15 protein-coding genes are annotated in these 20,477 nt (G+C 54.5%); 12 read left to right on the top strand and 3 right to left on the bottom strand.

Annotation, left to right across the window (positions count from 1 at the left end):
- Positions 1-420 precede the first annotated feature (420 nt).
- The 12 genes from TLL_RS06945 to TLL_RS06890 all read left to right on the top strand — a co-directional run bounded on the left by TLL_RS06945 (position 421) and on the right by TLL_RS06890 (position 16,910).
- Positions 421-5,046, top strand: coding sequence for a glutamate synthase-related protein (locus tag TLL_RS06945; RefSeq protein ID WP_011057208.1), 4,626 nt, complete (start codon positions 421-423; stop codon positions 5,044-5,046).
- 54 nt (positions 5,047-5,100) lie between these two features.
- Positions 5,101-8,283, top strand: a complete 3,183-nt coding sequence (locus tag TLL_RS06940) for an ATP-binding protein (RefSeq protein ID WP_011057207.1) — start codon at positions 5,101-5,103, stop codon at positions 8,281-8,283.
- Positions 8,283-8,717 (top strand): urease accessory protein UreE, encoded by a 435-nt coding sequence (gene ureE, locus TLL_RS06935; protein ID WP_011057206.1) that lies wholly within the window; start codon positions 8,283-8,285, stop codon positions 8,715-8,717. The genes TLL_RS06940 and ureE overlap by 1 nt, the downstream gene beginning before the upstream one ends.
- Positions 8,707-9,384, top strand: a complete 678-nt coding sequence (locus TLL_RS06930; protein ID WP_011057205.1) for an urease accessory protein UreF — start codon at positions 8,707-8,709, stop codon at positions 9,382-9,384. The genes ureE and TLL_RS06930 overlap by 11 nt, the downstream gene beginning before the upstream one ends.
- Before the next feature lie 4 nt (positions 9,385-9,388).
- Complete coding sequence (locus tag TLL_RS06925; RefSeq protein WP_011057204.1) at positions 9,389-10,564, top strand: molybdopterin molybdotransferase MoeA; 1,176 nt, start codon at positions 9,389-9,391, stop codon at positions 10,562-10,564.
- A 5-nt stretch (positions 10,565-10,569) separates the two neighbouring features.
- Positions 10,570-11,535, top strand: coding sequence for a GTP 3',8-cyclase MoaA (gene moaA / locus TLL_RS06920; RefSeq protein WP_164920859.1), 966 nt, complete (start codon positions 10,570-10,572; stop codon positions 11,533-11,535).
- 4 nt (positions 11,536-11,539) lie between these two features.
- The gene (moaC, locus tag TLL_RS06915) at positions 11,540-12,598 is read left to right on the top strand and encodes a cyclic pyranopterin monophosphate synthase MoaC (protein ID WP_164920858.1); all 1,059 of its coding nucleotides are present in this window, start codon (positions 11,540-11,542) and stop codon (positions 12,596-12,598) included.
- Positions 12,582-12,845: a MoaD/ThiS family protein gene (locus tag TLL_RS06910; protein ID WP_011057201.1), complete on the top strand. Its 264-nt coding sequence runs from the start codon at positions 12,582-12,584 to the stop codon at positions 12,843-12,845. Before moaC ends, TLL_RS06910 begins: the two co-directional genes overlap by 17 nt.
- A gap of 7 nt (positions 12,846-12,852) precedes the next feature.
- Entirely contained in the window at positions 12,853-13,299 is a 447-nt protein-coding gene (locus TLL_RS06905) for a molybdenum cofactor biosynthesis protein MoaE (protein ID WP_011057200.1), read from the top strand.
- A gap of 529 nt (positions 13,300-13,828) precedes the next feature.
- Entirely contained in the window at positions 13,829-14,737 is a 909-nt protein-coding gene (locus TLL_RS06900; protein ID WP_011057199.1) for a LysR family transcriptional regulator, read from the top strand.
- The gene (locus tag TLL_RS06895) at positions 14,718-15,770 is read left to right on the top strand and encodes an anthranilate phosphoribosyltransferase family protein (protein WP_011057198.1); all 1,053 of its coding nucleotides are present in this window, start codon (positions 14,718-14,720) and stop codon (positions 15,768-15,770) included. The genes TLL_RS06900 and TLL_RS06895 overlap by 20 nt, the downstream gene beginning before the upstream one ends.
- A complete protein-coding gene (locus TLL_RS06890; RefSeq protein WP_011057197.1) occupies positions 15,771-16,910 on the top strand; it encodes a putative sulfate/molybdate transporter in 1,140 nt (379 codons plus the stop codon). It abuts the gene before it with no gap.
- 4 nt (positions 16,911-16,914) lie between these two features.
- On the opposite strand, the gene TLL_RS06885 is transcribed toward TLL_RS06890, so the two are convergent.
- The 3 genes from TLL_RS06885 to TLL_RS06875 all read right to left on the bottom strand — a co-directional run bounded on the left by TLL_RS06885 (position 16,915) and on the right by TLL_RS06875 (position 20,477).
- Positions 16,915-17,370, bottom strand: coding sequence for a nitrate reductase associated protein (locus TLL_RS06885; protein ID WP_011057196.1), 456 nt, complete (start codon positions 17,368-17,370; stop codon positions 16,915-16,917).
- A gap of 77 nt (positions 17,371-17,447) precedes the next feature.
- Entirely contained in the window at positions 17,448-19,580 is a 2,133-nt protein-coding gene (locus tag TLL_RS06880; RefSeq protein ID WP_164921160.1) for a molybdopterin oxidoreductase family protein, read from the bottom strand.
- Positions 19,581-19,661: 81 nt separating this feature from the next.
- Positions 19,662-20,477: an ABC transporter ATP-binding protein gene (locus TLL_RS06875; RefSeq protein ID WP_011057194.1), complete on the bottom strand. Its 816-nt coding sequence runs from the start codon at positions 20,475-20,477 to the stop codon at positions 19,662-19,664.

Raw genomic sequence — 20,477 nt, 5'->3', positions numbered from 1 at the left:
CTCAATGGAGGCCGGGCTTTCCTCCCCTGCCTGAAGGTAGAGGTCTCCAGCGCGGAATAGGATGAATCGGGCAGCCTTGTTGTTCAGGTGGAACATTTAACCATATCACGCTAGCCTGCCGCCAACCTCAACCCCTCTCGGCAGTGGCATTCTAGCCCTCAAGGCCGCCTCGGCGATCGCGGGTTTTGCTGTCCCGATGGCCAAACCTTAACAATCTCTTGCTTTGGCGTTTCTGGATCCAAAAGAAACCCCTATAATAGCGAAAGACCCTATGCGTTGCTCCACTGCCAGCACTCTCTCATCCCCAACTGTCGCCTTGGCTCACCCGTTGGAGTCGTGGCCTTTTTGAGTCCCTAGAGCAGGTTGCTGTTGCCGAGACAACGTTTGGAATCCCTCAGTCGATTGAACGCTTTCAGACCCATGCAACAATCCACCGTTTCTTCCCCCGTGCATCCAGTTGGTTACCATGGACAGCCTTGGCTTGTGGCCGAGCGAGATGCCTGTGGTGTGGGTTTTGTTGCCCATCGCAAGGGGGTGGCCAGTCACCGCATCTTGACCCAAGCCCTTGAGGGATTGACCTGCCTTGAACATCGCGGGGGCTGTAGTGCGGATCGCGACTCGGGGGATGGTGCAGGCATCATGACGGCGATTCCGTGGGAATTGTTGCCAGAGTTTGGCATTCCGCGGCAACGGATTGGGGTAGGGATGATCTTTTTACCCCAAGGGGCGGCCACCGCAGCAGCCAAAGCCATTGTTGAAAAAGTCCTCAGTGAAAATGAGCTGCGCCTGTTGGGCTGGCGACCTGTGCCCGTGAACCCCAGTGTGTTGGGGGTACAAGCAAAACAAAATCAGCCTCAGATTGAGCAGCTTTTTGTGGCTTCGAGCAAAGCCAGTGGCGATGAACTGGAGCGGCAACTCTATTTGACGCGCAAGCGTATTGAGCGGGCGATCGCCCACACGAAAGCCGACTGGCAACGGGACTTTTATATTTGCTCCTTCTCGACCCGCACGATTGTCTATAAAGGCATGGTGCGATCGGTGGTGCTGGCTCAGTTTTACGACGATCTACGCAACCCGAAGTACATTACCCCCTTTGCTCTGTATCACCGTCGCTTTAGTACCAACACAATGCCCAAGTGGCCCTTGGCTCAACCGATGCGGATGCTGGGGCACAATGGCGAAATCAATACCCTCCTAGGAAATATTAACTGGATGCGGGCGCGCTCTGCTCAATTGAGCCATCCCTACTGGGGAGAGGCCTTTACCGACCTGCTGCCCATTGTTAACGCCGAAAACAGCGACTCGGCAAACCTCGACAACGTCCTTGAACTGCTGGTGCAATCGGGACGGCAGCCCTTGCAGGCAATGATGATGTTGGTTCCCGAGGCCTATCAAAATCAGCCCGATTTGGCAGATCACCCAGAGGTGGTGGACTTTTATGAATACTACAGCGGCCTTCAAGAAGCTTGGGATGGTCCTGCTCTGGTGGCCTTTTCCGATGGCAAAATTGTCGGCGCCACCCTCGATCGCAATGGCCTACGACCCGCCCGCTACATCCTCACCAGTGATGACCTAGTGATTGTGGCTTCGGAGGCGGGCACGATCCAAATTGACGAGGCAAGGGTGATTGCAAAGGGCCGCCTCGGCCCCGGGCAGATGATTGCCGTTGACTTGGAGCACCAAGAACTGCTCACCAACTGGGAAATCAAACAGCGGGTGGCACAGCAGCAGCCCTACGGTGAATGGCTGAAAGCCTATCGCCAAGAACTTGCCCCCCAACCCTACGGTGAAGCCCCCACCCTTGATCCGCAAACCTGCCTGCAACAGCAAATGGCCTTTGGCTTCAGTGCCGAAGATGTGGAAATGATCATTGAGGCCATGGCGAAGGAGGGCAAGGAACCCACCTTCTGCATGGGGGACGACATTCCCTTGGCGGTGCTGTCTCAGCAACCCCACTTGCTCTACGACTACTTCAAGCAGCGCTTTGCCCAAGTGACGAATCCCGCCATTGATCCGCTGCGGGAAAAATTGGTGATGTCGCTGGTGACTCGCCTTGGCAAGCGGGGGAATCTGCTCGTTGAAAGCCCGGAACATGCTCGCCTGCTGCAACTCAATTCACCCCTGATTAACGAGGCGGAGCTAGAGGAAATTCTCAAGGCCCCCTTTGGCGCCACACGCCTTTCAACCCAATTTGCGATCGCCCAAGGGCCTGCAGGTCTTGAGGCCGCTGTGGATCGCCTCTGCGAACAGGCTGCCGCCGCAGTTAAAGGAGGCGCCGAAATCCTGGTGCTGAGCGATCGCCACAACCTTGCTGGTGAACCCCATCTTTTGGATGCGGAGACCTCCTACATTCCGCCCCTATTGGCCGTCGGTGCAGTGCACCACCACTTGATTGCCCAGGGCATTCGCCGTCGTGCCTCCCTTGTGGTGGAAACAGCCCAATGCTGGAGTACCCATCACTTTGCCTGTCTGATTGGCTATGGGGCTGGGGCAGTGTGTCCCTACCTGACCTGGGAAACCATTCGCCAGTGGTGGCATAGCGATCGCACCCAAAGCTTGATGGCTAAAGGCAAACTACCGCAACTGACGCTGCAACAGGTGCAGGCCAACTATCGCAAAGCGGTCGAGGAGGGACTCCTGAAAATCCTCTCCAAGATGGGCATCTCTTTGATTGCAAGTTACCGCGGTGCCCAAATTTTTGAGGCCATTGGCATTGGCGATGACCTGCTCAACAAGGCTTTCATTGGCACCACGTCGCGGGTGGGAGGTCTCACCCTCCAAGACTTGGCTCAAGAAACCATTGCCTTTCACCACAAGGCCTTCCCCGAACTCACCGCCAAAAAACTGGAGAACTTTGGCTTTGTTCAATTCCGTCCGGGTGGCGAGTACCACATGAACAATCCGGAGATGGCCAAGGCACTCCACAAGGCCGTGAGCAGTAATAGCTATGACCATTACGAGATCTATCGTCGCCAACTCACCGGTCGGGTACCCACGGCACTGCGGGATCTCCTAGACTTCCAAAGCGATCGCCCCAGTATTCCCCTAGAGGCGGTTGAACCCGCCAGTGAAATTGTCAAACGCTTCTGTACGGGGGGGATGTCCTTGGGGGCCCTCTCGCGGGAAGCCCATGAGGTGCTCGCGATCGCCATGAACCGCCTCGGTGCCAAATCCAACTCCGGCGAGGGCGGTGAAGATCCCATTCGTTTTCAAGTGCTCACGGATGTCGATGCCGAGGGGCACTCTCCCCAATTTCCCCATCTGCGGGGCCTGCGCAATGGCGATACCGCTAGCTCAGCCATTAAACAGGTCGCTTCCGGTCGCTTTGGTGTCACTCCCGAGTATTTGATCAATGCCCAGCAAATTGAAATTAAGATTGCCCAGGGGGCAAAACCGGGGGAAGGGGGGCAACTGCCGGGCAGCAAAGTAAGCCCCTACATTGCCATGCTGCGGCGCTCTAAGCCGGGGGTCTCCCTGATTTCACCGCCCCCTCACCACGATATCTACTCGATTGAAGATTTGGCACAACTCATCTTCGATCTCCACCAGATCAACCCCCAAGCGCAAGTCTCCGTGAAGCTGGTGGCCGAAATTGGTATCGGTACGATCGCTGCTGGGGTAGCAAAAGCCAATGCCGATGTGATTCAAATTTCCGGCCACGATGGTGGCACTGGCGCCTCACCCCTGAGTTCGATTAAGCATGCCGGCAGTCCCTGGGAACTAGGCCTAACGGAGGTGCACCGTGTTCTCCTGGAGAACCAACTGCGCGATCGCGTCATTCTGCGGGTGGATGGTGGCCTCAAGTGTGGCTGGGACGTGGTCATGGGAGCCCTAATGGGTGCCGAGGAATTTGGCTTTGGCTCAGTGGCCATGATTGCTGAGGGCTGTATCATGGCCCGGATTTGCCACACCAATAACTGCCCCGTGGGCGTGGCCACCCAAAAAGAGGACCTGCGCAAACGTTTCCCCGGCCTCCCGGAGCATGTGGTGAACTTCTTCCTCTTTATTGCGGAAGAGGTGCGCTCCATTCTGGCCAAGCTGGGCTACCGCACCCTCAATGAGATCATTGGCCGCGCCGATTTACTGGTGCCGCGGCAGAATGTCACCCTGACCAAGACGGGTCCGCTGAATTTGGCTTGCCTGACGAAGCTGCCCGATACACGGAGCGATCGCCGCTGGTTACAGCACGAACCAGTGCACAGTAACGGCACCGTTCTCGATGATGCCATTTTGGCACGCCCAGAGGTGCAAGCCGCCATTGAAAAGCAGCAAACCGTTGAACTAGAGCTGCCCATTGCCAACACCGATCGCACCGTGGGGGCACGTATTGCCGGTGTCATCGCCAAAAAGTACGGCAACACTGGTTTTGAAGGTCAGATTACCCTCAACTTCCGAGGCAGTGCTGGCCAGAGCTTTGGCGCCTTCAACTTGCCGGGGATGATTCTGAAGCTCACCGGTGAGGCCAACGATTATGTGGGCAAGGGAATGCATGGGGGTGAAATCATTATCCAGCCCCCTGCCAATGCCCCCTACGCGGCTGCAGACAACGTCATTATTGGCAATACCTGCCTCTATGGCGCCACCGGTGGGTTCCTCTTTGCCAATGGCCGGGCGGGTGAGCGCTTTGCTGTTCGCAACTCCAAGGCCTATGCCGTTGTGGAGGGCACAGGGGATCACTGCTGTGAATATATGACCGGTGGGGTGGTGGTGGTCTTGGGTACCACGGGTCGCAATGTGGCTGCTGGCATGACGGGGGGCTTGGCCTACATTTTGGATGAAGCCGGTAACTTCCCTGCCAAGGTCAACCCTGAAATTGTCAAGCTGCAGCGGGTCACCTCTGCCATTGGCGCCGCTCAACTCAAGCAACTCATTATTGCCCACCACGAGCGTACGGGCAGTGCAAAGGCGGCCACGATTCTCGAGCGATGGGAGCAGTATTTGCCTCTCTTTTGGCAGGTGGTGCCGCCCTCGGAAGCCAATACACCGGAGGTAGTAGGTGAGGCAGCACCCCAGACGGATAGTAAAGTCCTGAGTCCCCTTTCCTAAAGACTTGCTCTTTTGTAGCTAGCCTAAATAAAAAAAGATAGGGGGGCGATCGCCATGCTCAGCAAGCTATCCTTTCGCCATAAGCTCTTGCTGGGAACGCTATTCCCCATTGTGGTCATCTACACTGGCCTCTTTTTCTACATTCGCTCGCAGGTCATCCGCCGCAGTACCGCTGACTATGAGGCGTGGCAGCAGGACGTGGCGTCACTCTATGCGCAGCAGTTTAGCAATGCTCTACAGGAAATTACGGGCCTGGCAACCACCAGTGCCAATGCCTTAGAAGCGTTTCCCACTATCCGTGAGGAGGAGCTGTATTCATTTCTGCGTCGCAATCTCAAAATCAGCCGTTTAGCCTATGGGGCAGCGATCACTTTCACCCCCTACAGTTTCTCCCCTCGCAAACGCTTGTTTGCCCCCTACGTCTACAGAGACATCCATCGCAACAGACTGGTACCAAAGGACATTGGGCACATTTACGACTACACCCAGGTCAGATGGGACTGGTACAGTGAAGCTGTTCGCACTGGCCAACCGCAATGGAGTGATCCCTACTTCGAAGAAGGGGCGGGTAATGTCTGGATGGTGACCTATGCCGTTCCCTTTTACCGCCAGGGGCAAATTCGCGGTGTTGCCACGGTGGATGTGGCACTGCCAACACTGCAACAGGAAATCGATATCCAAGGGCTACAGCAGGCGCAGTTTTTTGTTCTGGATCGCAAGGGACGGATCATCTTCCACGGCGATCCTCAGCTCATTGGCCAGTCCATCTTTTACATTGCCAAGGAGTACAACCGCAGTGATTTAGCGGCTTTGGCCGAAGCGATGATCAGTGGCCACAGTGGTCATCTTTGGATGACCGATTGGGTCTCCAATGAGCGGCAATGGTTTTTTTATACCCCAATTCCTGAAGTGGGTTGGAGCCTGGCCATCCGGGTGAGGGAAGAGGCGCTGCTGGATTTTATTCATCAAGAAACATGGGCAGGTCTGCTGATACTCGTCGTTTCCTTTGGTTTGATTAGTCTGGTGACCTTGGGGGTCACTAGCTATATGGTGCGTCCAATCCAGAGATTGGCTATCGCCGCTCACAAAATTGCCCTCGGCAATCTGGACATTGCAGGGGAGGTAGATACCCACAGCCAAGACGAGTTAGGGAACCTCGGTCGCACCTTTGTGGATATGGCGGCACAACTCCAGGAGAGTTTTGCTGAACTCCACCACTTTAATCAGCGGCTTGAAGAGAAGGTGAAACAGCGTACTGCTGCCCTTGAGGCCGCCAACCAACAACTGAGCGAAAAAGAACGGGTGCTCCATGACCACAATGTTGCCCTTGTTCAGCTCAGTCAATCTCCCCATGTGCAACAGGGGCACTTTCGCATGGCTTTGCAGGAGATTATTCAGGTAACTGCGATCACGCTGCGCGTTCAGCGGGCTTCGGCATGGGAACTCCAGGGCGATCGCCTCAAATGTGTGGTGCAGTACGACCCTGCCGCCAATAACCATACTCAACCCACCTACCTCACCCATTCCCCCTATCCGGAGTACCTAAAACTGCTGCGCAGCGGTGAACCCCTCGTGATCAATGATTTACTCACGGATCCGCGCACCCATGAACTGCGGGAGTATGCCAGAGTGCAACGGGTGTATTCCCGCATTGACACCCCGATCATCTTCAATGGTCAACTATTGGGAGTGATCTGTGTTGAGAGTATTGGCAAACAGCGGGTTTGGCTGCTGGAGGAACGTCGGTTTGTTGCCAATGTGGCTGATATTGTAACCATCGCCCTTGCTGCTCATCAACGCCATCAAGCGGAGCGAGAGTTGCTCAAGGCCAAGGAAGCGGCAGAGGCCGCCAATAAAGCCAAAAGTATTTTCCTTGCCAATATGAGCCATGAACTGCGCACCCCCCTCAATGCCATTCTCGGCTTTAGCCAAATTTTGCTGAGCGATCGCACCCTTGCACCCCAGCATCGCCAAACCCTGGAAAAGATTAATCGCAGTGGCGAACACCTACTAGGTTTGATTAACGATGTCCTAGACATGGCCAAAATTGAGGCCGGACGGATGATACTTCAGCAAACCACCTTTGATCTGCGGCGGATGCTGCGGGATCTCGAAGAGATGCTGAAGGTGCGAGCTGAAGCCAAGGGGTTACGCCTAGTCTTTGATTTGGCTGCCAATTTGCCTGTGGCGGTGACAACTGATGAAATGAAGCTCCGCCAAGTGTTGGTCAACCTCTTGGGGAATGGCATTAAATTCACCAAGGAGGGGAGCGTCTGCCTTAAGGTCAGCTATCGAGCCCAAGAGCCCCCTCGCCTGGCCTTTGAAGTCAGTGATACGGGTATTGGCATGACCCCGCAGGAGTTGAAGATGCTCTTTCAGCCCTTTGTCCAAACCGATAGCAGTAAAAAAGTCAGCGAAGGTACCGGCCTGGGGTTGGCTATTAGTCGCCAGTTCGTGCAATTGATGGGGGGCGATATTCAGGTGCGTAGCACCAAGGGCAAAGGCAGCCACTTCTACTTCGAGGTGCCAATTGACCTTGGAGATCCGCGATCGCTAGAGGAGGAAAAGGCACAAACTATTGTTGGCCTGCGATCGCCCACATCGGAAGTGCGCATTCTCGTGGTGGATGATCTCCCGGAAAATCGCCAACTCCTCACTCAACTCCTAGAACCGGTCGGATTTCGTTGTCGCGAAGCCAGCAACGGTCAAGAGGCAGTGGAGATCTGGCGAGCATGGCAGCCCCATGCCATTCTCATGGATATTCGGATGCCGGTCATGGACGGTAAAACGGCCACGCGACAGATCAAAAAAGAAGTGGGCGATCGCCTGCAACGGGGGGAAACCATCTGCCCACCGAAAATTCTTGCGGTTACCGCCAGTAGCTTTGAGCAAGATAAGCAGGAGCTTCTGGGGCTTGGTTGTGATGATTACATTGCCAAGCCCTTTCGTCCGCAAATCCTCTTTGAGCGATTGGCGGCCCAGTTGCACCTAGAGTACGCCTACGATAGTACGCCGCCAGCCGCCCCCCCGCCCCCTACCCTCGACCCCACAGCCTTGACGGTGATGCCGCCTTCCTGGATTGCTGAACTGCAAGCAGCCGCCAAAAAGCTGAATGCCAAGCGCATTCGTGAACTGATTGCTGAAATCCCACCTGAAGAAGCCGCCTTGATTGCAGGCCTTCAGCAGCTAGTGAAAACATTCCGCTTTGATAAAATTGTCGAGTTAACGCTGGTTTAATGTTCACACTGACGCAACTTTGCCCTACACCATTGGAAAATGCCCGTCAGTTGCACCTCTCACTGACCGCAGAGGAACGGTGTCGCCGTCGTCTCCATTGCCACAGTGATGAGGGGGAGTCACTGTATCTGAAGCTACCCCGTGGAATCACCCTACAGCCAGGCGATCGCCTTCGGGACGAGGACGCCACGGTGATAGTCACGGTTCACGCCAAACCCGAACCCACGCTAAAGGTGATGGCTAGCACTCCCCTTGACCTTCTACGGGCCGCTTACCATCTCGGAAATCGCCACGTCCCCTTGGAAATTCACACCGATTACCTTCGCTTGGGCGCAGATTCTGTGGTGCAAACCATGCTTGAACAGCGGGGCTTGACGGTAACCTTTGAAGTTGCCCCCTTTTGTCCTGAACGCGGGGCCTACCATGCTCACTGATTCAGCGCTTTTAACCTTGCTTCAGTGGGTGAGTCCGGCTCTGCCGATTGGCGGCTTTAACTACTCCGAGGGCTTGGAGACTCTAATTGCTCAAGGCCAGATCACCTCAGCAGCAGCCCTACAGGACTGGCTAGGCTTTGAACTGGCCTTTGGCAGTGCCCAGTGGGAAACAGCAGTTATGGCGCGGGTCTATCGGGCGATCGCCAAGGGTGATTTTGAGGCCGTTCACCAGTGGAATGCGTGGCTCTCTGCTGCCCGCGAAAGTGCTGAACTGCGCGCCCAAAATTGGCAAATGGGAACAGCATTGATCAACCTCGTCGCTGCCCTCGATCGCCTACCCCCCGCACTTCAGACGGGCCAGCCCTACCCTTGGAATGTCAGTGTTGCCTTTTGCATTGCCGCTAACCTTGCAGACATTCCCCTCGAAACCGCACTTTTAGGCTATCTCCACAGTTGGGCCACCACCCTGATCAATGCGGCGGTGAAACTGATTCCCCTTGGTCAGACGGCAGGTCAACTACTCCTGCGCCAACTTCAGCCGCAAATTCAGCAAACGGTACAGCAGAGCTTAAATGTGACTGACGATAACTTAGAAAGCTGTACCTTGGGCTTAGCCCTTGCCAGTATGCAGCACGAAACGCTCTACTGCCGCCTATTTCGGAGTTAAGCACATGATTTCCGTTGAAACAGCCGTTGACCTTATTCAGCAGCATTTGCCCAATTGGGGCACAGAGATTATCTCCTTGAGTGAGCCTTGGTACAGGAGACTAGCGGTAGCGATTAGCAGCGATCGCCCCTACCCGCCCATTGACCGGATCATGGTGGATGGCATTGCGCTGCGATGGGCAGCCTATGGGTCTGGTCAGCGTAGCTTCCCGATTCTGGGGGTTGTCCCCGCTGGTGAGGTACCCCCCACGTTAACGGATCCACAGGCCTGCTTTGAAGTGATGACGGGTGCCGCCTTGCCCCAAGGCTGCGATCTGGTCATTCCCTACGAAGCCCTAGAGATTCGGGACAGCATTGCCCATATCCGCCACCCCGAACCGTGGTCGCCCTATCAATTTGTCCACCGCTGTGGGAGTGATGCCCTAGCCGGTCAACAGGTGCTTGCGGCAGGTACCCCTCTACACAGTCCGGCTTGGGGCATTCTTGCCTCTGTAGGGCAGATCAAAGTTCCTGTTCGGCGCCCCCCGCGCACTCAAATTATTGCCACAGGCAATGAACTGATTCCTCCCAATGAAGTGCCCCAACCCTATCAACTACGGCTCTCCAATGCCTACGCCCTAATGGCTGCCCTGAGGCGCCAAGGGTACACCCATGTCAGCATCAGCCATTTGCCCGATGATCCAGTCCAACTCGCAACCCACTATCGCCAAGCAAGCCAAGAGTACGATCTCCTGATTTATTGTGGTGGCGTTTCCAAGGGCAAGTTTGACTACTTACCCCAACTGTGGCGGGATCATGGTGTGCAGCAATATATCCATGGTGTTGCCCAGCGCCCCGGAAAACCCCTCTGGTTTGGCGTGGATCACACTCAGCAAACGGCAGTGTTTGGCTTGCCGGGGAATCCTGTCTCCAGTTTGGTTTGCCTACACCGCTATGTCTTGGACATTGTGCCCCTCTATGCGCGTTTGAGCAGTCCCTTCTCTTTTGAGAAGCCCTTAACCTATTTTTTACCTGTTAAACTAGAAATCACAAAAAACGCTGAACTGATTGCCCATCCTCGTCCGATGCAAAACTCTGGTGACTTTTTGGCCTTGGCTGACAGTGATGGCTTCCTGGAGCTACCCGCTTTGCAAGGAGTGTTTGCGGCCGGAGAGTGCTATCGCTATTTTCCCTGGAGTTAGCACGTATGGTTGCCACCACAGTGATTCGTACCCAAGGTTTGCTGGATAGCCAAGGGCGACAAATTCGCAAGTTGCGCCTCTCGATCACTGATCGCTGCAATTTGCGCTGCATGTACTGTATGCCCGTGGATGCCGCCTTTATGCCCCCCCAGACCTATTTAACCCCCACAGAGTATGCCACGATTGTGGCTGAGCTGGTGGAACTGGGGATTGAGTCGGTGCGCCTAACGGGAGGGGAACCGCTCCTGCGAGCCGAGTTTGCTGAGATTGTTGCGGCCTTGGTGGCAGCGGGGGTGCCGCAACTGAGCTTAACTACGAATGGGATTCGCTTGGTGCCCTTTTTGCCCCTCTTGGCACACTATGGGGTGCGGCGTTTGAATATCAGTCTGGATAGCCTAGACCCCCAAACCTTTGCTGCCATTAGTCATGGCCATCACCTGGAAACGGTGAAGGCGGCGATCGCCACTGCTGTTGACCAAGGGTTTCAAGTCAAGCTGAACATGGTTGTGATGGCGGGTGTCAATGATCACGAACTGGTGTCAATGGTGGAGTACGCCAAGGGCTTAGGGATTGAGGTGCGCTTTTTGGAATTGATGCGCATTGGCTATGCTTGCCACTTGGGGAGCGATCGCTTTGTCAGTGCTGCTACGATGATTGAGCGCTTACGCCAACACTATGATCTGCGCCCTGTCATGCGTCCTTTGGATTCCACCTCGTTTAACTTTGAGACGGCCTGTGGCGGCCAGATTGGCTTTATCGCTTCAGAATCGCAACCCTTTTGTGGCCACTGCTCGCGCTGGCGCTTGTCCGCCGATGGTGTCTTGCGGGCGTGCCTGTTTAAGGAGGCGGGGGTGTCCCTGCGGGGCTTAAGTCAAAGGGAACGGTATGCCGCCTATGAGCAAGTCTTGGGCATGAAACCCAGCCTGCGCGGAGCAGAGGTTCACCATGCGATGCACCAGATTGGAGGCTAGGAGGATGCTCTCCCACATCAATGAGAATCAACAACCCCAGATGGTTGATATTAGCGAGAAGGCCGTGAGCGATCGCCGAGCGGTGGCAGAAGCTCTCATTGAATTGCCGCCAGTCTTTCAGGCCTATGTGCAAGGGGGGGACCTCTTTCTCAAAAAAGGGCCGGTGGTGCAAACGGCGATTATTGCTGGCACAATGGCGGTGAAACGTACCGCCGAGGTGATTCCCTTTTGTCATCCCTTGCCCATTACCAGTTGTCGCTTTGAAACCGACATTGAGTCCCAAGAGAGTGGCCTACGAATTCGCCTGCGCTGTGAAGTCAAAACCTGCGATCGCACCGGGGTGGAAATGGAAAGCCTGCATGGGGTAGCGATCGCAGCCCTCACGATCTACGACATGGCCAAAGCCCTTAGCCCCCACATTGTGATTCGCGAGGTGCGCCTACTGGCAAAAAGTGGTGGCAAGAAAACCCTCGGCCAATATCCCCTCTACGGCCTTGTACTCACCGGCGGCCAAAGTCAGCGCATGGGTCAGGCCAAAGCCCTGCTAGACTACTACGGTGAACCCCATGCCCAGTATCTCTACAATTTGTTGGCTCAGTCCTGCGAACAGGTCTTTCTCTCCGCACAACCCAACCAATGGCAGGGGACTCCCCTGGCCGATTTGCCAACACTCCCCGATATCCTTCCCCAGATTGGACCCATTGCGGGCATCTTAACCGCCCTGCGAGCCTATCCCCAAGTGAACTGGCTGGTAGTGGCTTGTGATTTACCTTATCTGACCACAGAAACTCTTGCGCCCCTACTGCACCACTACCGCGAAGATGTGGTGGCCACTTGCTATCACCATCCCCAAGAGGGCTTCCCAGAGCCCCTGTGTGCGATTTATACCCCCCAAGCTCTGCCGGTGTTTGAGGCAGCCTATGCAGAGGGGATCTACTGCCCCGTGAAAATTCTCCAGCGATCGCCCTGCCAGCGAATTGCCCCACCTCAGCCGACCATTACTGCCAACATCAACACCCCTGAGGAGTATCATGAAGCTCTACACCATGTCCGACGCCCCTAAAACACCTAAAACAATTTACTTGCGCTACTTTGCCCAGCTGCGGGAGCAAAGTGAACGGGAACAGGAGGAGCGGGTCACCACTGCCCAAACTTATGGTGAGCTATACCAAGAACTCAAGATCCAGTACGGGTTTACCCTTGATCTGGCTCAGATTAAGGTTGCGGCTAATGATAGGTTTGTGGCCCTGGATCAACCCCTACGAGCTGGAGATGAGGTCGTCTTTATTCCCCCTGTTGCTGGGGGTTAACTAACCGATGCTGATTAAACAGTTTTCTCTCACTCATACTCCCCTAGAGCCAGCCCAGTTGTGCCAGCCCCTTGCCAGCTTCAGTGCCGGCGCCTTTGTTAGCTTTGAGGGCTGGGTACGCAATCATAATCACGGCAAGATCGTCACTGCCCTAGAATATGAGGTCTATCCCGCCTTGGCTCTCAAAGAAGGGGAGCAGATTGTGGCAGAAGCCATTGAGAAATTTGACTTGCTGGGGGCGATCGCCAGCCATCGCTATGGAAGACTCACTCTTGGCGAGATTGCTGTCTGGGTAGGGGTAACGGCACCTCATCGCAAACAAGCCTTTGCTGGTGCGGCCTACATCATTGATGAAATCAAACACCGCCTGCCCATTTGGAAAAAGGAATACTACCTAGATGAACCAGCCAGCTGGGTGTATTGCCGTGAGCACCACTGTGACAGTCCGTTTTAGGAAGCAAGGTGACTTCTGTGCCTAGGGTGGCGATCATCCACTCCGTTGATTATGCTCAATCCACTCAGAAAATTGGAAGGAGGGAATCTATGTCTACAGCAGTCGAGTTAAAACCAATAAAAAGGTTTAGCCCGATGCAGAATTTACGCTCTTGAGCAACGATGGGCGTCGCTATAGTTCAGGCTATAGATCGTGTTCTTTAAAGGATATTCAGGACGCTTCAAGTGTAATTTACGTCTCTCTCCAATATGTCACTCCCTTTCGAAATAGCTATACCACATTCCCAAAGGAACCTTCCTCAGCCTATAGAAAAAATAAACTGGATTTTTGTATCTTTGGTAAGGATGTTTAACCATTGGATCAATGCTGGAATCACGAAGGTATACTGTGGGAAATTTTCAAGAAACTGTATCAATCAACACACTTTACCATGGGAAAGTTGCATAGATTGAAGGTAACAAGGCGATAATTCTATCGATAAACATAATATCAACAAACCTAGACGTAGAGGAAGAACACAGCAGGCATTATGCGACTTGATCAGTTGCAATCTTTTTTGGCTGTTGTTGAGACAGGGAGTTTCCAAGCAGCAGCGCGACGGTGTGGCGTGACACAACCCACAATTACTCGGCAAATCCAAGCCCTAGAAAACAGTTTGGGAATTCAACTGCTCCATCGCTCGAATCGTGCCAAGTTAACTGTGGCCGGGGACTTGTTTTTTCGCCGTGCCCATCGCATTTGTCAGGAGTGGCAGGCCGCTAGTGCTGAACTCAAAGCCATGGGAAATGGCCAGCAGCAAGAACTCTGCATTGCTGCGATTCACTCCATCTGCCGCTACTTTTTGCCTACACTGTTGCCCAGGTTTCGTCAGGCTTTTCCCCAGATGCAGTTGCGGCTGACTGCCCTAGGGAGCGATCGCGCCCTCAAAGTGTTGCAGGATGGCTTAGTCGATCTAGCAATTGTCATGGGCGATCGCCATTTCCTAAAACAGCCGGAATGGGTGATTGAACCGCTGTACACTGAACCGGTGCAAGTGCTGATGGCCGCTGAACATCCCCTCGCTGTTAATGAGAGGTTGACATGGGAAGAACTAGCTCGCTTTCCCCATGTGGTGTTTAAGGATGGCTATGGCATGCGCCGCTTGGTAGCTGAAGAATTTAGCCGTCGAGGCTTATCTTGGCAACCTGCTCTTGAACTCAACACCCCAGATGCCTTTATCGCCGTCATTCGCGAAAGTGAAATGGTGGCCTTACTGCCCCACTCAGCACTGAAACAGGCCTGCCACGATCCTACCCTAGCGATCCGCGATCTGGTGACGCCACCGCCCCCGCGTCAAGTATTGGCCATTACCACCCGCGATCGCCTCCACTTACCACCCGTTACCCAATTGCTCACGTTGATCCGCCAGCAGGCCGCCCATGAGTCCTCTCTTTCGTGATCTCCTCAAAAAAGTCGGCAGTGGTGCCCACACCCATAAAGATTTGACCCGCGCTGAGGCGGCCTTAGCGTTGAAGCTGATGTTGGAGCAAGTGGCAACCCCCGCCCAAATTGGTGCGTTTCTCATTGCCCATCGGATTAAGCGACCCACCTCGGAAGAGATGGCGGGTATGCTCGATACCTACAACGCGATGGGACCGAAAATTCCAGCGCTTGAGACCAGTAGCCCAGTGATGATCCTTAGTCAGCCCTATGATGGTCGCGATCGCACGTTTCCCCTGAGTCCTCTAACAGCATTGGTTTTGGCAACTGCTGGGATTCCAGTCCTACAACACGGGGGCGATCGCATGCCCACCAAAGAAGGCATCCCCCTGATTGATCTATGGCGGTGCTTAGGGGTGGACTGGTCAATTTTGACCCTAGAACAAATCACCCACTGTCTAGAGCAAACGGGTTTAGGCTTTGTCTATCTCCCACGTCATTTTCCCGCAGCCCACGGGTTAGTCCCCTACCGTGAGCAAATTGGTAAACGCCCTCCCATTGCCACCTTGGAATTAATCTGGAACCCTTACCAAGGGCCCAGCCATCTCGTAGCGGGGTTTGTTCATCCGCCCACGGAAGGGATCATGCGGGATGCTCTCTATCTCCACGGTGTTCACGAATTTACGACCGTCAAAGGCCTGGAAGGCAGTTGTGATTTACCCCGTGAACGCACGGCTATCATTGGCCTCGCCCGTAATCAAGATCCTTCTTGGCAACGCCTGCATCTCCATCCCCAAAACTATGGTATGGCCAGCAGTAATGTGCCTTGGCCGGGGGAAACAACGACCGCCACAAAAATGATGGCTGCCGTTTTAGCCGCAGAGGAACACCCCCTCACCACCTCTGTGATCTGGAATAGCGGATTTTACCTGTGGCAGGGGGGCAAAGCCCATAGTCTCGATTCCGGATTCGCACTGAGCAGCGAACTCCTTCGCAGTGGTCGGGTGACTCAACACCTACAGAAATTGCAAACCACACTGGAGAAGGTCTAGATGTTACGGGAGCGACTGCGCTTCAGTTGGCAAGAACTGAGTGGCAGTTTTGGTGATTTGGGCACCGACTTGCCCCTATTGATCGGAGTGATCATCGCCGCCCAGTTGGATAGTGCTAGTGTCTTCACTTTGTTTGGAGTGGCACAAATTCTCACGGGGATAGTCTATGGCCTCCCTATGCCGATGCAACCTCTCAAGGCTATGGCGGTTATTGTGATGACGGAAAAACTCAGCGGCCCTATCCTTTGGGCAGGGGGATGGATGGTGGGGGCGATGATGCTAGTGTTGACGCTCACAGGGATACTGACCCAACTAGCTCGCTGGATTCCGCAACCGGTGGTGCGGGGCTGTCAATTGGGCTTGGGGCTGTCCTTGGCCTCCATTGCCCTTAAAACCTATTTACCCACCGGTGATGCCTTTGGCTATCTCCTAGGTGCCATCGGCTTTTTAATCTTGCTGCTACTCCCAAAGGAACGGGGGATACCCGCAGGGCTACTGGTAGTGCTGCTGGGCGGGGGCGTGGCGATGAGTCGAGTGCTGGCTGATCCAGAATGGCACATAACCATTGCTTGGCGATTTCCTCACCTACAACCTTTAGAGCCTCAGGCCTTAATGCCTGGACTCTTGATATTGGCACTGCCGCAGTTGCCGCTGTCGATCGCTAATGCAGTGATTGCAACCCAGCAAACTGCCCAAGATCTTTTTCCCGATCGCCCCCTCTCGATTGGCCAAATTGGCCTCACCTATAGCCTCACTAACTTGATCCTGCCCTTTTTTGGTGGTGTTCCCCTCTGCCATGGCTGTAGCGGTTTAGCAGGACACTATGCCCTAGGTGCTCGCACGGGTGGAGCAGTGGTGATCTATGGCAGTTTCTATCTTGTCTTGGGTCTCCTCTTTGGTTCCAGTGTGGATACACTGCTGGAAGTTTTTCCCCTCTCGATTTTGGGGGTCATTCTTTTGTTTGAAGCGTGGGTACTGATGAGTTTTATTAAAGATCAAGCCCCCATGCCCGAAAATTGGATGATTACCCTCTTGGTCGGGGCGATCGCCCTTAGTGTACCCCAAGGTTTCTTAGTGGGCACCCTCGTTGGTACAACCCTGCACTACCTGAGCAAAAAGATGCCACTCCAACTGTCCTAGCCCTTTAGGCCAAACCAAATTCCTGCAATGCTGGCCAAAAATTGCGATTCTCGTGGCCGGGCTGACTGAGCTTCACAAGGGCAAAGCGTTGTAGGGGGGTCAGGGTTGCCCATTTTTCCACCGTCAGGCTGTGGTGGGGTACCTTGGTCAGTTGTTGCTGCACAGTTTCTGGGAGCTCTGTGAGGATATCCCAAGGGAAGGTCTGGGGAATCTCTAAATCACTTGGTGGGGTTCCATGGTTGTGGGTCACCCAATCCCGCAGTTGCTGGCGATAGGTGGCCTGATCTTCCGGAGTGTTACAGGGGGCAACAACAAGCCATTGTCGCTGTTGTTGGGAAAGTTGATGCCAGTGGAGCAGCTTCAGTTTCACTCCACACAGATCCAGCTTGTAGCGGACAATCATTGGGATACAGCGCAAGGAAGCCGTAAACTCAGCTTCAAACTCAAAGAAGTAGGACATAGATCGGAAAAACGCTCTCCAAGGCGTTGACGCTATTATTGTCTGAGGGCAATGCCGCTCTCCTGCAGGGTGCGGGTCTAGGACGTCTGCTGCAGCTTCAGGGGCAACACCTGTACAGCACAGGCCTTGAGTTCTGGCTGCTTTGAGACTGGACAGGCAATAGGATGTGTCAGCTGGTTCACCTCACCGCTATCGGCAAAGAGAAAGCCCCAGTGCATGGGTACAAAGAGTGTTCCTGGGCGAATGGCCTTGGTGAGCGTGACAGGTAGGCACACTTGACCGCGGCGCGATCGCACCTCCACCCAATCCCCATCTTGGAGATGCAAGTTTGCGGCATCCTCGGGATGCATTTCCACAAAGGGATTGGGGTGCATTTTTTGAATTTTGGCAATGCGACCGGTACGGGTTTGGGTGTGCCAGTGGCCGTAGAGACGACCTGTTGTCAGGGTAAAGTTATAGATGTGATCGGTGGGTTCAGCCACCCCTTGACTGTGGGCAAGGCAAAAATATGCCCGTTGATTGGGGGTGTGAAATCGCCAGTCAGTATAGAGGCGTTTGGGCTTACGGGCTTCTTCGTCATCCATGCTGGCAGGACAGGGCCACTGCAGGGCACCTAAACGGGCAAGACGTTCGTGGCTCAGTCCCGATTGATCGCAGGGGCGACCGGCAGTGAGCTGCACAAATTCGGCATAGACAGCAGCGGCATCGGCAAAGGAGAAGAGATGCCCATATCCCAAGCGGCGCCCCACCTCAGCAAAAATTTCCCAATCGGAGCGGGCAAGACCGGGGGGCACTCGAAAAGCAGGGGCAAGGGTGACGCGGCGTTCAGAGTTGGTCATCACACCTGTTTTCTCGCTCCATTGAGCTGCAGGCAAAATCAGATGGGCATAGGCTGCTGTTTCAGTGGGAAAGTAGGCATCCTGATAGACGGTAAAGGGGGATTTGAGAAAGGCCGCCTTGGTACGTTCTAAATGGGGAAAACTAACCGCGGGATTGGTGGCTGCAATCCACAGCAAACCCACTTCTCCCTGTTCTAAGCCCTCGATAATTTGCCATGCCGTGCGACCGGGGCGATCGCTGATTTGACCGCGAGGAAGTCCCCAAAAGTCCTCCACTTCTTGGCGGTGCTGGGGATTGGTGACTTGGCGATAGCCCGGCAACAGATGGCTTAACCCCCCGGCTTCGCGACCTCCCATCGCGTTGGGTTGTCCTGTAAGGGAAAAAGGACCACTCCCCGGACGGCCAATCTGCCCCGTGAGCAGATGCAAATTAATGAGACAGCGAGCTTTGGCAGTACCTTCAGCGGACTGATTGATGCCCATTGACCAAAGAGAGAGTACTGCTTGAGCATGCCCCCAGTAGCGAGCCGCCTGCTCTAGATCACTTTCAGGAATGCCACACCGTTGCGCCACCCATTCTGGGGTATAGGCCGCCAGCAGCTTTACATAATCGGCAAAGCCCTCAGTACACTTCTCAATGAAGTCCACATCAATGTGTCCCCACTGCAAGAGCAGATAGCCAATGCCGTGGAGCAGATCAATATCCGTGCCGGGGCGGATGGCAAGGTGCAGATCCGCCACTTCTGCGGTCGGTGTGCGCCGAGGATCGACGACAATTAGCTTGACACGGCGATCCCGCTTGTGGTGATTGCGTAAGCGGTTAAAGACAATGGGATGGCACTCAGCGGTATTCGTACCAATGAGAAAAGCACAGTCGGTAGCCTCCAAATCGTCATAGCAGCAGGGGGGGCCGTCAGCACCGAAGCTAGCCATATAGGCAGAGACTGCCGAGGACATGCACAACCGAGAATTAGCATCAAAATTGTTCGTACCGAGGCACCCCTTCATGAGCTTTTGTGCGACGTAGTAGTCCTCGGTGTGAAATTGCCCCGAACCGTACATACAAATGGCATCGGCCCCCTGCTCATGGCGCACCCATTGGATGCGTTCCACAAGACGAGTTAGAGCTTCATCCCAAGAAATCACCGTAAAGGGATGATCTAACCGTTCTCGCCAAAGGGGATAGGCCAAGCGATCGCGATCAATGGCTTCCAAAATCGTTGCCCCTTTGACACAGACCATGCCTTGGGACGAGGGATGTTGGCGATCGCCACGAATTTTATAGGTTCCCTTGCCTTGGGGCACTGCCTCTAGGCCACAGCCCACCCCACAGTAAGGACACAGGGACGACACAGTCTCTGTTGGCTGCATCCGCTCACTCGTATTGTGGTTGTGGTGGAGGTAAGGACCAGACTGAACCGCCAATGCGCTAATCTGTGGTGTGCCCATACCCTAGTGGCCAAAGCGGGTGTACAAAAAGTCAACTACTTGGTTGCGCAGATCATAGTACTGAGGATTTTCGAGGAGTTGCGATCGCCGCCGGGGGCGCGGAAAGGGAATTTCCAGGATCTCGCCAATATGGGCAGCGGGGCCATTGGTCATCATCACCACCCGATCAGCAAGATAAAGCGCCTCGTCAATGTCGTGGGTAATCATCAGTACCGTCAGCCGGTGCGTGTGCCAAATTTTAAGGAGTTCATCCTGTAACTCCTCTTTGGTGATGGCATCGAGAGCACCAAAGGGTTCATCCAAAATTAATACCTCTGGGCGAATGGCGAGGGCGCGGGCGATCGCCACCCGTTGCTTCATTCCTCCCGACAGTTGGGCAGGGCGTTTGTGGGCAGCCGCTGTTAGCCCCACCAATTCCAAGTGCTCCTCGACAATTTCGCGCCGGCGTTGGCGAGTTTTCTGGGGATAGACCGACTTCACAGCCAACTCGATATTTTGGTAGGCCGTTAACCAAGGCAGCAGTGCATAGTTTTGAAACACCATCATCCGATCAGGACCCGGATGACGCACGGGCACCCCATTAAGGGTGATTTCTCCTCGTGTTGGCCTTGTAAAACCCGCAACCATATTTAACAGAGTTGTTTTGCCGCAGCCGGAATGGCCAATGAAGCAAATAAACTCACCACTGCTCACCTCAAGGTGAATGTCCTCAAGTACCACATGGTCACCATTGGCCGTAGGGTAGACTTTGCTCACCCCATCAATCCGCAGATGCTGGGTGGCCGTGAAACGGGGGTCAAGACGATAGAGGGTTTCCAT

This window comes from Thermosynechococcus vestitus BP-1 (assembly GCF_000011345.1).
Lineage (GTDB): Bacteria > Cyanobacteriota > Cyanobacteriia > Thermosynechococcales > Thermosynechococcaceae > Thermosynechococcus > Thermosynechococcus vestitus.
This window is presented reverse-complemented; position numbering and strand designations above follow the sequence as displayed.

What these genes read in the sequence shown, in the direction of transcription:
- TLL_RS06945 (WP_011057208.1), top strand. Translation starts at nt 421, where the DNA reads ATGCAACAATCCACCGTTTCTTCCCCCGTGCATCCAGTTGGTTACCAT.
- TLL_RS06940 (WP_011057207.1), top strand. Translation starts at nt 5,101, where the DNA reads ATGCTCAGCAAGCTATCCTTTCGCCATAAGCTCTTGCTGGGAACGCTA.
- ureE (WP_011057206.1), top strand. Translation starts at nt 8,283, where the DNA reads ATGTTCACACTGACGCAACTTTGCCCTACACCATTGGAAAATGCCCGT.
- TLL_RS06930 (WP_011057205.1), top strand. Translation starts at nt 8,707, where the DNA reads ATGCTCACTGATTCAGCGCTTTTAACCTTGCTTCAGTGGGTGAGTCCG.
- TLL_RS06925 (WP_011057204.1), top strand. Translation starts at nt 9,389, where the DNA reads ATGATTTCCGTTGAAACAGCCGTTGACCTTATTCAGCAGCATTTGCCC.
- moaA (WP_164920859.1), top strand. Translation starts at nt 10,570, where the DNA reads ATGGTTGCCACCACAGTGATTCGTACCCAAGGTTTGCTGGATAGCCAA.
- moaC (WP_164920858.1), top strand. Translation starts at nt 11,540, where the DNA reads ATGCTCTCCCACATCAATGAGAATCAACAACCCCAGATGGTTGATATT.
- TLL_RS06910 (WP_011057201.1), top strand. Translation starts at nt 12,582, where the DNA reads ATGTCCGACGCCCCTAAAACACCTAAAACAATTTACTTGCGCTACTTT.
- TLL_RS06905 (WP_011057200.1), top strand. Translation starts at nt 12,853, where the DNA reads ATGCTGATTAAACAGTTTTCTCTCACTCATACTCCCCTAGAGCCAGCC.
- TLL_RS06900 (WP_011057199.1), top strand. Translation starts at nt 13,829, where the DNA reads ATGCGACTTGATCAGTTGCAATCTTTTTTGGCTGTTGTTGAGACAGGG.
- TLL_RS06895 (WP_011057198.1), top strand. Translation starts at nt 14,718, where the DNA reads ATGAGTCCTCTCTTTCGTGATCTCCTCAAAAAAGTCGGCAGTGGTGCC.
- TLL_RS06890 (WP_011057197.1), top strand. Translation starts at nt 15,771, where the DNA reads ATGTTACGGGAGCGACTGCGCTTCAGTTGGCAAGAACTGAGTGGCAGT.
- TLL_RS06885 (WP_011057196.1), bottom strand. Translation starts at nt 17,370, where the DNA reads ATGTCCTACTTCTTTGAGTTTGAAGCTGAGTTTACGGCTTCCTTGCGC.
- TLL_RS06880 (WP_164921160.1), bottom strand. Translation starts at nt 19,580, where the DNA reads ATGCAGCCAACAGAGACTGTGTCGTCCCTGTGTCCTTACTGTGGGGTG.
- TLL_RS06875 (WP_011057194.1), bottom strand. Translation starts at nt 20,477, where the DNA reads ATGGAAACCCTCTATCGTCTTGACCCCCGTTTCACGGCCACCCAGCAT.